The 17,382-nt window shown below is 37.8% G+C and carries 16 protein-coding genes; 15 read left to right on the forward strand and 1 reads right to left on the reverse strand.

All coding sequences use genetic code 11. From position 1 onward, the window contains the following. Positions 1-13: 13 nt before the first annotated feature. From DXB39_RS06505 to DXB39_RS06575, 15 genes are all read left to right on the forward strand, one after another. Entirely contained in the window at positions 14-1,273 is a 1,260-nt protein-coding gene (locus DXB39_RS06505) for a glycosyltransferase (RefSeq protein WP_117841477.1), read from the forward strand. Next, on the forward strand, positions 1,251-2,435 hold the full coding sequence (locus DXB39_RS06510) for a radical SAM protein (protein ID WP_117841476.1): 1,185 nt from the start codon (positions 1,251-1,253) through the stop codon (positions 2,433-2,435). The genes DXB39_RS06505 and DXB39_RS06510 overlap by 23 nt, the downstream gene beginning before the upstream one ends. A 5-nt stretch (positions 2,436-2,440) precedes the next feature. Beyond that, on the forward strand, positions 2,441-3,613 hold the full coding sequence (locus tag DXB39_RS06515; RefSeq protein ID WP_117841475.1) for a radical SAM protein: 1,173 nt from the start codon (positions 2,441-2,443) through the stop codon (positions 3,611-3,613). A gap of 19 nt (positions 3,614-3,632) precedes the next feature. After that, positions 3,633-6,116, forward strand: a complete 2,484-nt coding sequence (locus DXB39_RS06520; RefSeq protein ID WP_117841474.1) for a hypothetical protein — start codon at positions 3,633-3,635, stop codon at positions 6,114-6,116. Position 6,117: 1 nt separating this feature from the next. Beyond that, positions 6,118-6,972, forward strand: coding sequence for a dTDP-4-dehydrorhamnose reductase family protein (locus DXB39_RS06525; protein WP_117841473.1), 855 nt, complete (start codon positions 6,118-6,120; stop codon positions 6,970-6,972). Between the two features lie 4 nt (positions 6,973-6,976). Next, positions 6,977-8,101, forward strand: coding sequence for a non-hydrolyzing UDP-N-acetylglucosamine 2-epimerase (gene wecB, locus DXB39_RS06530; RefSeq protein WP_117841472.1), 1,125 nt, complete (start codon positions 6,977-6,979; stop codon positions 8,099-8,101). 3 nt (positions 8,102-8,104) lie between these two features. Beyond that, positions 8,105-9,079: an FkbM family methyltransferase gene (locus DXB39_RS06535; RefSeq protein ID WP_117841471.1), complete on the forward strand. Its 975-nt coding sequence runs from the start codon at positions 8,105-8,107 to the stop codon at positions 9,077-9,079. Then, a complete protein-coding gene (locus DXB39_RS06540; protein WP_117841470.1) occupies positions 9,080-10,093 on the forward strand; it encodes a polysaccharide biosynthesis protein in 1,014 nt (337 codons plus the stop codon). A gap of 18 nt (positions 10,094-10,111) precedes the next feature. Next, positions 10,112-11,167 (forward strand): pyridoxal phosphate-dependent aminotransferase, encoded by a 1,056-nt coding sequence (locus DXB39_RS06545; protein ID WP_117841469.1) that lies wholly within the window; start codon positions 10,112-10,114, stop codon positions 11,165-11,167. Further along, positions 11,148-12,080, forward strand: a complete 933-nt coding sequence (locus DXB39_RS06550) for a LicD family protein (RefSeq protein WP_199534951.1) — start codon at positions 11,148-11,150, stop codon at positions 12,078-12,080. The genes DXB39_RS06545 and DXB39_RS06550 overlap by 20 nt, the downstream gene beginning before the upstream one ends. Next, positions 12,077-12,787 (forward strand): IspD/TarI family cytidylyltransferase, encoded by a 711-nt coding sequence (locus tag DXB39_RS06555; RefSeq protein ID WP_117841468.1) that lies wholly within the window; start codon positions 12,077-12,079, stop codon positions 12,785-12,787. Before DXB39_RS06550 ends, DXB39_RS06555 begins: the two co-directional genes overlap by 4 nt. A 9-nt stretch (positions 12,788-12,796) precedes the next feature. Beyond that, entirely contained in the window at positions 12,797-13,855 is a 1,059-nt protein-coding gene (locus tag DXB39_RS06560) for an NAD-dependent epimerase/dehydratase family protein (RefSeq protein ID WP_117841467.1), read from the forward strand. A gap of 20 nt (positions 13,856-13,875) precedes the next feature. Then, entirely contained in the window at positions 13,876-15,090 is a 1,215-nt protein-coding gene (locus DXB39_RS06565) for a CgeB family protein (protein ID WP_117841466.1), read from the forward strand. Positions 15,091-15,361: 271 nt separating this feature from the next. Next, positions 15,362-15,628 (forward strand): DUF4160 domain-containing protein, encoded by a 267-nt coding sequence (locus DXB39_RS06570; protein ID WP_117841465.1) that lies wholly within the window; start codon positions 15,362-15,364, stop codon positions 15,626-15,628. A gap of 26 nt (positions 15,629-15,654) precedes the next feature. Next, positions 15,655-15,900: a DUF2442 domain-containing protein gene (locus DXB39_RS06575; protein ID WP_022242921.1), complete on the forward strand. Its 246-nt coding sequence runs from the start codon at positions 15,655-15,657 to the stop codon at positions 15,898-15,900. A 67-nt stretch (positions 15,901-15,967) separates the two neighbouring features. Here DXB39_RS06575 and fliD read toward each other — a convergent pair whose 3' ends face one another. After that, entirely contained in the window at positions 15,968-17,269 is a 1,302-nt protein-coding gene (gene fliD / locus DXB39_RS06580; RefSeq protein WP_117841464.1) for a flagellar filament capping protein FliD, read from the reverse strand. Positions 17,270-17,382: the final 113 nt, after the last annotated feature.

Genomic DNA, 17,382 nt, shown 5'->3' on the forward strand with positions numbered 1-17,382 from the left:
GGAGGCAGAAAAAGTGGAAAAGCCAATAGTGTCAATTGTGATTCCGGTTTATAACGGAGCAAATTATATGAAGGAGGCAATTGATAGCGCATTAAATCAGACTTATCCGAATTGCGAGGTAATTGTTGTAAATGATGGTTCAAATGATAATGGAGCCACTGAGAAAATTGCATTATCCTATGGGGATAGAATCCGCTATATCAAAAAAGAAAATGGTGGAGTAGCAACCGCGGTAAACAGAGGAATAAAGGAGATGAAGGGTGAGTATTTTTCCTGGTTGTCTCATGATGATTATTATTATCCGCAGAAAATAGAAAAACAGATAGAAGCCATTGAAAAATCCGGAGATAAGACAGCAATTGCTCATTCTAATTTTGATTTTTTAAATATGACAACAGGAGAAAAAACCAGTGTGGACTGGCTGAAACAATATGATATGCAGCAACTGACGAACAGTAATTTTGCACCAGTTTTCCTGTGTATTCATGGATGCAGTATCCTGATACATAAAAGTCATTTTGAAAGAGTTGGCTTATACGATCCGGAACTGATTGCAACACAGGATTCTGTATTTTTGTTTCATGTAATGAGGGGACAGAAATCTGTATTTGTGCCGGAGAGTCTTTTTGTGGGAAGAATTCATGGAGAGCAGGGCAGCCAGACTTTGGCATGTCACAGACCGGAATATAATAAAATGTTTGAAAATTTCTGTGAATGGCTGACAGATGATGAAAAGATAAATATGTGTGGAAGTGTATTTAACTTTTATTACAGATTATATGTTTTGTTGAAACAGAGTCCGAAGGCGGATACCATACTGGGATATCTTAAGGATAAGCTGCTGGCATTTGTAGAGGATGAAATAATGTCAGATGGAAAAGGAGATATGAATCTCCTGTTCCCGGAATGGAAGGATAAAGGGGTAGATAGAATATGTTTGTTTGGCGCAGGGGATTATGGGAAAAGAATGCTGAATGAATTACAGTTGAGAGGATTTTTGGTACATTCTTATATTGATAATGATGAGAAAAAATGGAACACAAGAATCTGTGGTATTCCATGCTATGGAATGGATTATCTGGTGAAACATCAGGAACATACAGCGGTTATTGTGTCTGCACTGGCAGAAGATGAGATAAAACTTCAACTGAAAAAAAACAACATAAAATACATAAAAAAATATTCAGAGATATACAAAAAATTATTCTATTGTGAACCATTAAAATCAGTATTAAAGGAGAATTTGAAACATGAGCATGAAGTGGAAGCATAAGGGAAGAGAATTTGAAAGCATCGGCTATCAGTTAAAGGATAAGAAAACAATGATTATATATGGCGCAGGAGATTATGCAGAGGATATTCTGAATGTGTATGAGGGTTCTGAATGTAAAGACAGCTGGAAACTATGGCTGGTAGACAGAGATGAAAAAAAACAGCAGGAAGGAAAAAGAGGATATCGTGTAATGTCTCCGGAAGAACTCTGGAAGAAGGAGAAAGAGAATTACTTTGTAGTAATCTGTGCAACACCATCCGGAGCTGCAGAGATAAAAAAAGGTTTACTGGAACATGAAATAAAGGAAGAAGATATTTACGATTATAGTTATTTCCTTTATACATATCTTCCCATCTATTTTATGTATGTGAAGAATAAGCTGTTTTTCACATCGGAAAATATTATTCCAAGTACCGTTTGTGATTTGAACTGCAGAAGCTGTCTGAATTTTAACCCATATATTAAGAAACATATTGTGGACAGTCTGGAAGAAGTAAAAGCAGATATTGATGCCTTTTTTGGACAGGTGGATTTAATTTATCGTCTTCAGATTAGTGGTGGCGAGCCATTTCTTTATAAAGAGCTGGGACATGTATTGGAATACATTTATGAGAATTATAAAGATAAAGTGATTCGCCTTGAGACAGTGACGAATGGAACAATTGTACCATCTGATGAACTTTGCCGGATCTTAAAGAAATGCAAGGTAACGGTATTTTTAGATGATTACAGAAAGACCCTTCCAAATGGAGAAGCATTGTATGAACGTGTAAAAAATAAACTTAATCAGGAAGAAATTTCTGTTATTTATAATTATGCAGAAAAGTGGATTCGTATGTATTCTGAAAATTCAAGCCATGAAGAAGATTCAGAAGAGAAACTGGAAAGTTTCTATGAAAGATGTGGTAATCCGTGGTCAACACTTCGCAAGAAGAAGATAACAGGCTGTAATTATGCACATTATGCAGCAAAGGCAGGGATTTTACCGGATGATGAAGACAATTACTTTGTATTAACAGGCGAGGTAGACAAAAAAGCATTATTAGAATTCCGATTACGATACAATGAAAAGGGATATGTAGAATTCTGTAAAAAATGTGCAGGCTGGACATCCATTAATCCGAATCTGGAAGATGCAGCTATTCAGAAAGCAAAGGAGTAATTGTAATGAAATGGACAAACCGGGGACATCAGTTAGACCATGTAAAATCAATCTATGGAGAGAAAACTAAAATATATATTTACGGAGCAGGAATCTATGGAGCTGATTTGTATCATAGAATCAATTGGCTTGGAAATATAGATGGTTTTATAGACCGCAACGTAGAAAAACAACAGAATGGTTATCTGGGAGAGCAGGTAATTGCACCGGAAAAGATTCTTCAAAAAGTAGATGAGGAACATATTATTATTGTTGCTATGGAAAAAAAGGCTGCTGAGCAGGTTATGAGGCTGCTTAGAACGGCAGGATATATAAAGGCTCTCGATTGTTTTTATATCGAAGACTTTCTGGATTTTTATACCTATCAGCAATATGCTTTTTTTGCAGCCGATAAGTTAATGATTTCTTCTGTTTGTATGATTCCAAGTACAGTATGCAATTTAAAATGCAAGGATTGTTTGAATTTTTCACCATATTTTAAAAAGCATATTATACATGATTTTACCTTTGTAAAAAGAGATATTGATACGCTGTTTCGGTGGATTGATTATACTCCAAGGTTTCAGGTTTCCGGGGGAGAGCCTTTGCTGAATAAAGATTTGGGAAGGACACTGGTTTATCTGGATGAAAATTACAGAAACAGGATTGAAAGTATAGAAACTGTAATTAATGGAAGTATTGTACCGGGTGATGAACTATGCCGGTTGATGAAAGAACATCGTATAAAGGTTTATTTGGATGATTATCGTGAGAATGTACCTCAGTTAAGGGAAACCTATACACAAACAGTAGAAAAACTGGAAAAATATGGCATTGAGTGGATTGACAATTATGTTCCGGAATGGTTCAGTCTGGATGTGGAACATACAGAACATAGTGATATGACTGATTTACAACTGGAAAACTATTTTGATAATTGTGGCAGCCCGTGGAACTGCCTGGAAAATGAAAGATTGTACTCCTGCAATTTTGCACATTTTGCAGCGAAGGCAGGAATTATAGAAGAAACAGAAAATGATTACTTTGACCTTAAAGATTATTCAGAAGTCCGAAAAACGGAGTTACTTGAATTTCTACTGAAATATACTACAAAAGGTTATGTGGATTTTTGTAAAAAATGTGCAGGCTGGTCAGAGGCAAACTGTAATAAAGTGAAGGTTGCAGAGCAGATAGAATAGTGGTTATATGGAGGCATTTATGAAACAGTCTGAGAGAAAAAAAGTACAGTCTATTCTTGAAAATATACGAAAACAGCATAATATATTGGAAAGTCTGCCAGAGAAAGAAGTCTTTGCCCTGTTGGAAGAAAATCAGGGCACAATCATTGAACTGGGAAATTATGTGGAACAGAATATGGGACAGACAGCACCTTTTATCAGAATGTTGGAAGAGTATTGTGAGCTTGTATATCAGATGTTTCAGAGCATGAAAAAAAACAACAGACTTCAGGCAGCAGTGGAAAATAAAAAAGCAGGAAAAAAGCTGGAGCAGGCAGAAGATTATTATGTAAAGCATCTGCTGTATAGAAAATATGAAATATTGTTTCTGCCATATAAAGCAGCTATGTGGGATTCTATGGAAAGCATATATTTGGCTGCCGTACAAAATTCAAAGTGTAGGGTGTCTGTAATGCCAGTTCCTTATTACCTTTTGGAGGATGGAAAGAAAACAGCAGTATATGAAGGAAATCGATTCCCGGAAGGATTACCCATTGTAGATGCATATCAATATAAGCTTAAAGAGGAACGACCGGATGTAATCTTTATACATAATCCTTATGATGGATATAACCGGGTAACCAGAGTTGAGGAACAGTTTTACAGCAGTGAATTAATAAAATATACCAGCCATTTGTGTTATGTTCCCTATGATGTCGTAAATGAAAACAGTTTTAATGAGACGTATTGTATTGTGCCGGGTGTAAGAAATGCATGGAAGATTTTCGTACAGTCTGAAAAACTGAGAAAAATCTATGCAAAATATGTCGGGGCAGATAAAGTGGTTGCTTTGGGTTCACCGAAGATAGATAAGATTCTGAAAGGAAGAAATGGAGTGACAGTTCCGATGCAGTGGGAGAAAGTAATTGGAACAAAAACAGTATTTCTTTTGAATACGCATGTGTCACGGATTATCAATGAAAAGACAGGAGCATTTACTTTTTTGCGAAAGGTTGCAGAGTTCTTTGAAGAGCACAAGGATATCGTGCTGATTTGGAGACCGCATCCATTAAGTGAGAGCACTGCACTGGCAATGAACCGGAAAATATATGAGAAATATGAAGCAGTTATCCGGCAATTCAAAAAAATAGAGAATGTGATTTATGATGATACACCGGACATGCATTGTGCAATAGCGTTAAGTGATGCATACTTTGGCGATGGAGGTTCTTTGCTGACTTTGTATAAAGTCACAGGAAAGCCGGTTTATCTTCTGGATTCTGATGTTGATAATCTTAAAGTGACACCGGCAGAGCAGTTCTCTTGTGCGAATTTGACGGAATTGGAGCAGGAAGTCTGTTATGGATCGGGAAGAGCCTGTAATACATTGTTTGCAATCAACCGGAAGACGAAAACGGTACAATATATACGAAGTATTTTAGAAGAAAATCGTATGCAGGAAAATGCATATGGTTATGTGGTTTCTACAGAAGAGAAGATATTCATGCTGCCAAATTTTGCCAGACATATCGCAGTTGTTGATAAAAAAACAAAAGAAGTACATTATCTTCTAAACTATTACAAAAAAGAAGATGATTTAAAATGTGTTTCAGCAATAAGACAGGAGAATAAATTGGTAATTACACCACTTTTTTCTGGAGATCCGGTGCTTGTTTTAAATCTTGAGACAGAAGAAATAAAGAAAAGAGCGCTTCCGGAAGATAACGATAACCAGAGAAGCTTTTATTATGGTCAAAGCTGTATCAATAATGAAAAGTTGTATATTCCGATACGGACAGAAAACCGGATATTGGAAATTACGAGAGAAGAGGTTATCAGTCATAAACTGGAAAAAATAGATGGTGGATTCATGCAGTGCATATTCTGGGATGATAAGCTGTGGATACTTCCAGCAGATGGACAATATTTGCTGCAATGTAGTAAGGATTTTAGGCAGTTAAATAAGATTGAATATGATGAATTTATACCAATGGAAGACAAGGATAAGACATTTCTGTTTTATCGGATGGTACTGCAGAAAGAGAATTTATGGCTGATACCAAGAAATGTCCCATATTTTATTAAAATAGAGAAAAATGGAAAACCAACTCGAATTGATATAGACCATATTGAAGTGATAGAATATTTAAGACAGCATGAACAGCCATTTTCAGAGGCGGTTGCAGTAGAAGATAAAATATATTTTCCACCATTTATGCTTGCGGATTTCTATGTGCTGGATACGAAAGATAACAGTCTGAAAAAAGAACGTTTTCAGACGCAGCATACAGAAGAACTGGTGTCTCAAATTCTGGAATGTAAAGGAGAAAAAGAATATATTTACCGTTCTTCACTGTTTGGATTTTCTTATTTTGCAGATTTGGTAAGAAATAAGAAAGACATTTATGCAAAGCAGAGAAAAAATGCGGTACTGGATACTTTTGCACGGAATGATGGAAGTGCTGGAAAAGGAATTTTTGATTATGTTTGTAATGAAATAATGGATGCATCGGAGGAAGACTGACGTGAAATATTTAATCCTTGGAGTGAATGGAATGGCAGGACATATGGTGGCACAGTACCTGCTGGAACAAAAACATGATGTAACAGGGTTTGCAAAAAAAGAAAGTGCGATATGTAAGACAATCATAGGTGATGCCTGCAGGAAAGACGAGCTTTTGGATGCAATTACAGCTGATGATTTTGATGTGGTGGTAAATTGTATTGGAGTATTGAATACAGCAGTAGATAAGAAACTTTCGGATGGAATTTATTTAAATAGCGTATTCCCACATTTTCTGGCAGAAAAGTTAGAGAATACAAAAAGTAAGCTGATACATATCAGTACAGATTGTGTCTTTGAAGGTACAAAAGGAAAGTATACAGAAGAAGATCTGCCGGATGCAACATCCTATTATGGACGTTCTAAGGCATTGGGAGAAGTTTGTGATAACCGCAATCTTACAATCAGGACTTCGATTGTAGGACCGGAATTAAAGGAAAATGGAATCGGACTTTTTCACTGGTTTATGTTGCAGAGAAATTCTGTGAGCGGATATAAAAATGTAATCTGGTCCGGTGTTACAACCTTACAGCTGGCAAAAGCAATTGAAGCAGATGGAAAGAAGAATCAAAAAGGACTTTACCATCTGGTAAATAATGAAGAGATCAGTAAGTATGCATTATTGGGATTGTTTAATCAATATTGCAGAGAAAAGAAGATTGAAATAAAAGAAAATTGTAGTATTGTTAATAATAAGTCATTGGTTAATACGCAGGATGAAATTTTTGAAGTACCGTCTTATGAAAAGATGGTAAAAGAAATGGCAGAATGGATACAGAAACATCCACAGCTTTATCAACAGTATAAAGGAGTATAGCATAATGAAAAAATTGAAAGTGATGACAATTGCCGGAACAAGACCTGAATTGATTCGATTATCAGAAATTATAAAGAAAGCAGATTTGTATTTTGAACATATATTTGTGCATACCGGTCAGAATTATGACGCAAGGTTAAATGATATTTTTTATGATGATTTAAAATTAAGAAAGCCGGATTATTATCTGAATGTAGTTGGAGACAATCTGGGAGAAACGATGGGAAATATTATTGCAAAATCCTATGAACTGATGCAGAAGGTAAAACCGGATGCATTGCTGATACTGGGGGATACCAATTCCGCATTGACTGCAATTTCTGCAAAACGTTTAAAGGTTCCGATTTTTCATATGGAAGCGGGAAACAGATGCTTTGATGAGAATCTTCCGGAGGAAACCAACCGACGTATTGTAGATCATATTTCGGATGTCAATCTTCCATATACAGAACATGCAAGAAGATATCTGATTTCAGAAGGAATTCGAAAAGAACATATTTATGTAACCGGTTCTCCGATGAAAGAGGTGATTCTGGCACATCAGAAAGAAATCGAGGAAAGCAATGTGCTGACCACTCTTGGACTGACAGAAAGGAATTATATTGTTCTTTCAGCACACAGAGAAGAAAATATTGATAATGAGAAACATTTTGAAAGTCTGATGAATGCGGTAAATAAGATGGCAGAAAAATATCAGATGCCGGTTATTTATTCTTTGCATCCAAGAAGTGCCAAATTTGTAGAACAGCGTAATTATCAGTTCCATCCACTGGTAAGGAAAATGCCGCCATTTAATTTTACCGATTATAGTGCGTTGATGAAACATGCTTTTTGTGTGGTATCAGATAGTGGAACTATGCCGGAAGAATCGGCGGTCAGTCATTTCCCGGCAGTATGTATCCGCACTTCTACCGAACGGCCGGAAGCATTGGACAAGGGCTGTTTTGTAATTGGTGGGATTACAGAAGAATCTTTGTTACAGTCTGTTGATATGGCTGTGAGAATGGCTGAACTGGGAGATTTTGGAGAAGCAGTTCCGGATTATGAAGCCGTAAATGTTTCTTCAACTGTAATAAGAATTGTTCAGAGCTATACACGCATTATTGACGATAAGGTCTGGAGGAAATAGCACATGAGATACACCTGTAAAACTAACATAAATGAATTGAGAACTTCCTATGACTATCTGGTTGGCTGGGGTGCCGGAAGGGATGAATATGACAGACGATATAATTTAAGCCTGTATCAATTGGATTATATGATTGATGCAGCCAAAGAGAACTGGGGGAAAATCCGCTGTGGCATAAAGATGGAATCCCAGGAAATATTAAAGAATTTTGTCGGAAAAAAGGTCTGCTTTATTATATATCCGAATATTGAACTGGAGATAATGCCGGAAATAGAAAAATACCTCAAAGAGTATGATTTTATTGCATCCCGGTTAATTGACTGTCCACAGGCACCGTATTTACATTCTTATGCAACTGCAAATGAAGATATTATTTTTACACAATTGATAGAGGCACTGGGAATAAAGGATCCACTATATGTTGACATCGGGGTTTGCCATCCGGTAGTCAGAAATAATACTTATCTTCTATATGAAAAAGGTTATACCAATGGCATATTAATAGAGCCGAATGGAAATATGTGTGAACTGGCACAGATATATCGACCAAAGAATAAAATTGTTGAGGCGGGAGCCAGTGGTGACGAAGGTGGAATTCTCCGCTATTATATGAATCATCAGTCCAGCTTGAAAGGTTATAATACATTTAACCAGGAGGTTGCAGAACGAGAAGGATTTGCAGACAATTATAAGGATGTTCCGGTAATGAATATCAATCGTATTCTGGAAGAAAACTGTACCAAAGCCCCGGATATTATTGACATTGATACAGAAAGCATGGACTTTGAAATATTGGAAGCTTTAGATACAGATCGTTTTCGAGTAAAGCTGATTTGCGTAGAAGTATGGGGACGGGAAGCTGAATTTTCACAGATGATGGAGAAAAAAGGCTATGTTCATTATATGTCTACGATAGAAAATACACTTTATATTGCAAAAGAGACAGCAGAGCAGCTAAGAAACAGGAGGATTAGATAGATGGGATTCTTTACAGACAAAACATTGATGATTACAGGTGGAACTGGTTCTTTTGGAAATGCAGTTCTGAAAAGATTTTTAGATACCGATATCAAAGAAATCCGTATTTTTTCACGAGATGAAAAAAAACAGGATGATATGAGAAAGTTGTATAATAATACAAAAATTAAATTCTACATTGGAGATGTTCGTGACATACGAAGCGTACAGGATGCAATGCATGGTGTAGATTTCATATTTAGTGCAGCTGCATTAAAACAGGTTCCGTCCTGCGAATTTTTCCCGATGGAAGCGGTTCGAACCAATATAATTGGTACAGATAATGTATTAACAGCAGCAATTCAGGCGGATGTGCAGAAGGTAATTTGTCTTTCTACTGATAAGGCTGCATATCCGATTAATGCGATGGGTATCAGTAAGGCGATGATGGAACGTGTTTTTGTGGCAAAATCAAGAACAACAGATGTGACTACAATCTGCGGAACCCGTTATGGTAATGTAATGTGCTCCAGAGGTTCTGTTATTCCACTGTTTATCGATCAGATAAAGAGCGGAAAGCCGATTACAGTTACAGACCCTGAAATGACACGTTTTTTAATGAGCTTGGATGAGGCTGTGGATTTGGTAATGTTTGCGTTTGAAAATGCAAAGCCTGGAGACATTATGGTGCAGAAGGCTCCGGCATGTACAATCGGAGTTCTGGCACAGGCCGTAAGAGAACTTTTCCATGATACCAATGAAATTCATTATATCGGAACAAGACATGGCGAGAAAAAGTATGAAACTCTTTTGACCAGAGAAGAATGTATGCATGCATTTGACCTTGGAAATTTCTATCGTGTTCCGGCGGATAACAGAGATTTAAATTACGAACAGTACTATGAAAAGGGTCAGGTAGAGAAAGCAAAATTAGAAGAATTTACATCGGATAATACCACGATTCTGAATGTAGAGCAGGTAAAGGAAAAACTGCTGTCATTGGAATATGTTCGTAATGAACTGGAAAATATGTAATTTAATGAGGAAATACATATGTATTACATCAATGAAAATATTAAGGATTTATACAGAGTAAAATTTCATGATAACCGGGAAGGTGTACTTCGACTGGATATGAATGAAAATCCGGGCGGACTTCCGGAAAAAGTATTTCGGCGGGTGATGGAAAAAATTACACCGGAGTATCTTGCAACATATCCACAGAAAGATAGACTTATGGAAGCAATTGCGAAACATGATGCATTGCTTTGTGAAAATATTTCTGTAACGGCGGGGTCAGATGAGGCAATGCGGCTGATATTCCAATGTTTTGCAAAAGCAGGTGGGAAAGTTGTTACAGTTGCACCGACCTTTGAAATGTATGATGTATATGCCAAAATGTTTGGAATGCAGCATGTGATGGTAGAATATCACGATGATTTTACGGTTGATGTAAATGACATTTGTAAAGAAATAGACACTCAGACCAATATTGTTGTATTGCTGAATCCCAACAGCCCGATTGGAACGGTATATAAGGACAATGAAATAGAAGAAATTATAAGAAAAGCGCAAGAGATGGGGGCGTTCGTAGTGATTGATGAAGCCTATCATTATTTTTATAAAAAGAGTGCTATTTCTTTGGTTAAAAAATATGACAATCTTATGGTGCTTCGGACATTTTCCAAACTATTTTCCATGGCAGGACTTCGAATCGGATATGTTGCGGGATGTGAGCAACTTATTTCCTATATTGAAAATGCGGAGTCAACTTTTAATGTAAATAATGTTGCGATTCTGTTTGCGTTAGAAGTAATCCGGGACAGTGATTTGGAAAAGAAACTGAAAAAAACGGAGCGGAAAGGCAGACAATGGCTGTTAAAGAAACTGGAAAAGAAAAAATATATCTGTTATGCCAGAGAGGGGAACTATATTCTGGTGAAGCCGGTAAAACCATCGGCAGAGGTTGTGGCAGAATTAAAAGAAAAAGGAATCTGGATTCGGGATTATAAGAAGGGTGTATTGAGTGGATGGATACGGATTTCCACCGGAGCAAAAAAATACATGAAACAGTTTTGGGAGGCATTTCTTGAAGTTGAACGGTCGTAAGAAAGATACAGTAGAACAGAACAACACTGAAATCATATTATCGGATCAGGAACTGCGTAAGTTGCAGTTGGATTTATTGGAGATGCTGATAGAAGTAGACCGTATCTGCCGGAAATATCAGATTGCATATTCGCTGGACGGAGGAAGCCTGCTTGGGGCAGTGCGTCATGGAGGATTTATTCCATGGGATGATGATGTAGATGTCATTATGCGAAGAAAAGAATATCAGAGATTTTATAAAGCGTGTAAAAGAGAACTGGATCAGAAACGTTTTACTTTGCAGGAATACCGGACAGATAAGAACTATCGCTGGGGCTATGCAAAGCTGCGGCGTAAGGGAACAGAATTTGTCCGGCTGGGACAGGAACATATGCAGAGCACAAGAGGAATTTTTCTTGACATATTTGTAGTTGATAATGTTCCGGATGGATATATTTTAAGAAGGCTGCATTATATGGCATGCTATGTAATTCGTAAACTGTTGTATTCTGAATTGGGGATGAAGGCAGCTTCTTCCGGATTGAAAAGGAAGTGGTTTGGCTGTTTATATCGTGTAGTTCCAAGAGATACCATATTTTCCTGGCGGAATCGAATTGCCGGAAGGTGTAACAGGAAAAGGACAACATTGGTCAGTCATATGACATATCCTTATCCGCATGGAAAATATGGTATGCCGGCAGAGTGCTTTGATGAAATGATGGATATGCAATTTGAAGGATATTCTTTCCGGGTGTTTAAGGAATATGATAATTATCTGAGGGAATTATATGGAGATTACAGGAAACTTCCTCCAAAAGAAGAACGAAAGGCACATTTAAGTGTATCCAAAATTCAACTGCTAGAGCCGGAAGATATTTTCTCAAAAGAAGAATTAAATCGACTGGGTTATTATGTGAGGGAGGAAAACAAATGAATATTGCATTATTGATTGCAGGTGGTGCAGGTACAAGAATGAAACAGGATATTCCGAAGCAGTTTCTTACGGTAAATGAAAAACCTGTTATTGTATATACATTAGAGGCATTTCAGAAACATGTTGAAATAGATGTTATTGCGGTAGTGTGTCTGGAAGGATGGGAACATGTATTAGAAGCATATGCCAGACAATTTAATATAACTAAATTACAACATATTTTCCCGGGTGGAGACTGCGGACAGGCATCTATCCGAAATGGAATTTATGCATTGGAAAAAGAATATGAGAAAGATGATATTATATTGATACATGATGCGAACAGACCAATGGTATCGGCAGATATTATATTAGATTGCATTGTGAAGACAAAACAGTTCGGAAATGCAATTCCGGTTATTCCATGTGCAGAGGCAATGCTTGAAACAGAAGATGGCATGGTATCTACGGGAAGTTATCCAAGGGAAAAATTAAAGCGGACACAAACTCCGCATGGATTTAAATTAGGGGATATCTGCCAATTGCATCGAGAAGCAGAAAAAGCAGGAATAACTAATTCGGTGGCTTCCTGTACATTGATGATAGAACTGGGAAAACAGGTGCATTTTTCCATGGGCTCAGAGAAGAATATAAAAATTACAACAGTGGATGATGTTGATATATTTAAGGCACTGCTGCTGGCAAAACGGTCAGAGTGGTTAAAGTAGGAAGGCAAAATGAGCAGATATAACAGCGAGACATATCGGAAAGATTTGCAAAAAACAATTGAGTCAGCCAATGATATCTTAAAGGCGTTAGAAGGAAAAAAGGTATTGCTGACTGGTGCAACTGGATTGATTGGTGCTGCGATTGCAGATTTATTAATCTGGTACAACAAGGATAGAAATGTGCCGGTTGAACTATATGCAGCCGGTAGAAATGAGAAACAGATAGAAGAAAAATTTAAGCCTTATGAAAAAGCAGCCTGGTTCCATATTGTGCCATATGAAGCATCTGAAAAAATAAACTTTGAATGTCCAGTAGACTATATTATTCATGGCGCGGGAATTGCCTATCCGAAAATGTTTACTCAAAGTCCGGTAGAAACGATGCAGGTAGCATTATATGGCACAGATCAGATGTTAAAGTATGGAGTGAAACAGAAGATTCAGAGGATGGTATTTATCTCTTCCAGTGAAGTGTATGGAAAACATGCAGGTGAAAATCCATTGGAAGAGTCGGAATATGGATATATAGATTTATTAAATCCAAGATCTTCTTATTCGATGGGAAAACGTGCAGCAGAGACAATGTGCATCAGTTATGCAAAAGAATATAATCTTCATGTTACAATTGCCCGTCCGGGGCATATTTACGGACCTACAGCACGGAGAGCAGATAATCGTGTGTCTTCTATGTTTGCATATGATGCAGCAGATGGCAAAAATCTTATTATGAAAAGTAATGGCACGCAGATAAGGTCCTATTGTTACACACTGGATTGTGCATCGGCAATTTTATTATTGCTTTTAAAAGGCGAAAAGGAACAGGCATATAATATTTCAAATAGAAATTCCATTATGTCTATAAAAGAGCTGGCAGAGCAATTTGCAAAGGAAGCAGGGGTTCAGGTGCAGTTTCAAATCCCAAAAGAGGAAGAGCGACAGGCATTTAATCCCATGGATAATTCCAGCCTGAATGGGGAAAAGCTGGAGTTGCTGGGCTGGCAGGGACTTTTTGGTGGAGAAGAAGGTACGGCACATACAGTAAGAATTATCAGAGAAGGAAGACTATAAGATAGCAAAGGAGCCATCCCATGAATATTTTGGTTTACCGCTGGAATTCCTACAACTACATAGACATCATTGCAACATTCCAATCCATGGGACATCAGGTGGATGTAATTGAGCAGGAACTGGAAAGCTATGATGAGGATGAAGTGTTTGCGGCACGTTTGCATGGCATCTTGCAGAAGAAAAACTATGACTTTGTCTTTACGGTGAATTATTTTGCAGTGATTTCCGGAGTATGCCAGCAGATGGGGATAAAGTATGTATCCTGGAGCTGTGACAGCCCGCTGCTTAGTATGTATCACAAGAATGTATTCTTGGACTGCAATTATTTCTTTCTCTTTGATAAGATCAATTATCTGGAATTCAAGGGAATGGGCGTAAAACATATCTGGCATCTGCCGCTGGCAGTGGATACGAACCGGCTGGATGAGCTATTTGCACAGGATACTATGGATAAAATGCAGTTAGCAGAAACAGATAGTGGGAATGCCTCAAAACATTCGGTGCGGGATTTTGCAGGCGGGATTTCTTTTGTAGGAAATTTATATGAGAAGAACAGCTATGATGAACTGGAAACAAGATTCCCGGAATATTTGCGGGGTTATTTTGATGCTGTCATGGAGGCACAGCTTAATATCAGCGGCGGCAATATAATCGAACCGATGTTGACTGCAGATGTCTTAGAGCGTGTATCGGAATATTTTGAACTGAAGAAATCGAAGGATTCTTTTTCTGATCTGGGGCTGGTATTTGCAACAACGGTGCTTGGATTTAAAACTGCTTCTTTGCAGAGGCAGCGTGCATTGCTGGCACTGGTGGCTAAATTCCCGGTAAACCTTTATACAAATACAGGCGGAGATACTTTGCTTCGGGTAAAGAATTGCGGCTCAGTAGATTATTGGTCGGAGATGCCGAAGGTATTCCACTATTCGAAAATCAATCTTAATTTTACGATTCCGAATATCAAGAGCGGGCTGCCTCTACGGATTTTTGATGTACTTGGTGCAGGTGGATTCCTGTTGACCAATTATCAGGCAGAATTACCGGATTATTTTGAAATTGGAAAAGATTTGGCTTGCTTTGAATCCGAAGCAGAACTGGTAGAAAAATGCAGCTACTATCTTACCCATGAGGAAGAACGGCAGCAGATAGCAAAGAATGGTTATGAGAAAGTGAAGAACTGCTGCAGCTATCGGAAACGTCTGAAGTTTATATTGGAAAAGATTGGGGAGGAGTAGAAGATAGTGGATTTATAAAAAAATTAGAGACGCTTTACAGTGTTTTTAGAAACTTGTATTGTATATGCTTCGACGGTTATGTTACAATAGCTACGAAGCATATTTTTTCATAATTTTGGCAATACGCAAAAAGGAATCCGTATAATGCCTCATTTCATAGAATCAATGAACACATCTTATATTTCTTGAAAAATTCATGCTTTAAACTCACAAAAAAAGCAGGATTTTTTTAGAAAACTCCTGTGAAAAATTGCATAGGAGGAAGAATGAAATGCCCGCATTATCAATGTTTTATGGAATTATTGTACGCATGCAGAGTGAAAAAGGTGGAAAACATAGTAAACCACATATTCATGCGTTGTATGGAGAAGAGGAAATTATAGTTTCGCTGAATGGAGAAGTATTGGAAGGCAAGTTCCCTAATCGGCAGTTAAAAATGCTATTGGCATGGATGACAATCCATGAAGATGAATTATATGCCAATTGGAAAATGCTAAGTGAGGGAGAAGGCTATTTCCGGATAGCTCCATTAAAATAATGGAACAGAACAAGGAGGATATGAAGATGCTTAGACCAACGGCTACAAGCGTTCGGGCGGAAGAAGGTTATATTCTTGATGTTGAATTTGATAATGGAGAAAGAAAGCGGTTTGATGTTAAACCATATATAAAAGGCTCGTGGTATGGAAAATTGGAGAACCCGGATTACTTTAGAAGGGTAAGAACAGATGGATATACTGTTGTATGGCCGGAAGGTCAGGATATCTGTCCGGATGAATTGTATACACAAAGCACCAGCTTCGCAAAATAAAGAACATAACCTGCTACCGGCGGCAAAAAAATAAGACCTGATTTTTTCCACATGTAAAAGTCAGGTCTTATAAATATTTATCCAGCATCAAACCAGAGTACATAGACGTAATATAAGGTGTGGCAAAATTCTTGCCCGGGTTCTTGTAAGCAACAATTACTTTGTCCACGTACTGCATCGGATTTAAGGAAGCCTGGTTGGCTTTTGCACTTAAGGCATTCTTAAAGCGGTTTAATACATGGAAACTCTCGGCGGCATCATCCGATTCGACAGCGTCCGCCAGTAAATCCCGGTCAACGGAAATAGTAGAATCAGAATTTATAATAAGTCCGATGGCTTCAAAATCATTTTTAAAATGCTGTGCAACACCGCTCATATCAGAAAGCAGCTTCTGGCTGGTCGGCTGCGACTCGCGGTATTCATTAGCGGTATCCACCATGGAATTATAGGAATCCACCAGTTCCTGAATATTATCGGCAACGGCATCCACATTTGCTTTAAAACCAAGGGTAGCAGGTCTGCCTTCCGGGCTGACCGCTTTCAGGTGTACTTCAAAAGTATTGTTGATGGTAAACGTATTGGAATAGGAACTGTGTTCCGTACCGTTTAACAGAAAAACGGAATTGGAAGCTGCATCCGTAACCTTGTTAATACCAAGCTTATCCATTGCCTGTATGGATTCGTTGGAAGTTCCCGGCAGAATCTGGAACAGAAAATCTTCGTCATCCTTAAGACCGGTCTGTCTGGAAGTTAAGACCAGGGCACTGTGGCCGGAGTCATCTTCTTTAACATCTGCATGAATGCCAATGCTGGCAGTATTGAAAAGCTTTGCCAGCTTATCCTGGACACTCCGGTTGGTATCATCCGGATTTACATTGAACTGGAACTCATAGGAAGCACTGCTGGTATTCAGATCAAAGGAATAACTGCCTGGTTTAAAAGCAAGCTGGTCATCCTTTAAGTAATTACCGTAGTTTAACTGCGGAGAAGCAAGCTTCTTGATTTCCATCTGAAAGCTGTTGGTATTCTCGCCGGAATCTCCGTTTCCAATATAATCTGCATCAACAATATCATCCTGATCAGAAACGGCAATTTTTTTCTGAAAAGCCTCTGCAAGACTGTCACCGGTGGATAAAGAAGCAATGACATTTTTTAAATCACGGGCATGCTCTTTGATATCGATAGCAAACTTCTGTGCATCAGCAGAATCTTTTATTTTGTAAAGAGGGGATTCTTTATTGATTTTTACAATATTATTGTAAACAGAGCGCAACTCACTCTTCTTGTGGGAATCATACCGGGAAACGGTAGACTTGCCATAAGTTGTAAGATAATAGTTATACATATTATCAAGAATAGCAGATGCCATAAATAACCCCCTCCTTTCTTCCATGAAATGTGCATCTTCTTAATGCCGGGGTATAGTAAAATCCATTTATACATATCTAATATAGCATAAAAATAAGAAAAAGTCATCTACAA

The organism is Roseburia sp. OM03-7AC, assembly GCF_003462625.1.
In the GTDB taxonomy this organism is placed as follows: domain Bacteria; phylum Bacillota; class Clostridia; order Lachnospirales; family Lachnospiraceae; genus Roseburia_C; species Roseburia_C amylophila.

Coding starts and splice junctions, on each gene's coding strand:
- DXB39_RS06510 (WP_117841476.1), top strand. CDS start 1,251: ATGAGCATGAAGTGGAAGCATAAGGGAAGAGAATTTGAAAGCATCGGC.
- DXB39_RS06515 (WP_117841475.1), top strand. CDS start 2,441: ATGAAATGGACAAACCGGGGACATCAGTTAGACCATGTAAAATCAATC.
- DXB39_RS06520 (WP_117841474.1), top strand. CDS start 3,633: ATGAAACAGTCTGAGAGAAAAAAAGTACAGTCTATTCTTGAAAATATA.
- wecB (WP_117841472.1), top strand. CDS start 6,977: ATGAAAAAATTGAAAGTGATGACAATTGCCGGAACAAGACCTGAATTG.
- DXB39_RS06535 (WP_117841471.1), top strand. CDS start 8,105: ATGAGATACACCTGTAAAACTAACATAAATGAATTGAGAACTTCCTAT.
- DXB39_RS06540 (WP_117841470.1), top strand. CDS start 9,080: ATGGGATTCTTTACAGACAAAACATTGATGATTACAGGTGGAACTGGT.
- DXB39_RS06545 (WP_117841469.1), top strand. CDS start 10,112: ATGTATTACATCAATGAAAATATTAAGGATTTATACAGAGTAAAATTT.
- DXB39_RS06555 (WP_117841468.1), top strand. CDS start 12,077: ATGAATATTGCATTATTGATTGCAGGTGGTGCAGGTACAAGAATGAAA.
- DXB39_RS06560 (WP_117841467.1), top strand. CDS start 12,797: ATGAGCAGATATAACAGCGAGACATATCGGAAAGATTTGCAAAAAACA.
- DXB39_RS06565 (WP_117841466.1), top strand. CDS start 13,876: ATGAATATTTTGGTTTACCGCTGGAATTCCTACAACTACATAGACATC.
- DXB39_RS06570 (WP_117841465.1), top strand. CDS start 15,362: ATGCCCGCATTATCAATGTTTTATGGAATTATTGTACGCATGCAGAGT.
- DXB39_RS06575 (WP_022242921.1), top strand. CDS start 15,655: ATGCTTAGACCAACGGCTACAAGCGTTCGGGCGGAAGAAGGTTATATT.
- fliD (WP_117841464.1), bottom strand. CDS start 17,269: ATGGCATCTGCTATTCTTGATAATATGTATAACTATTATCTTACAACT.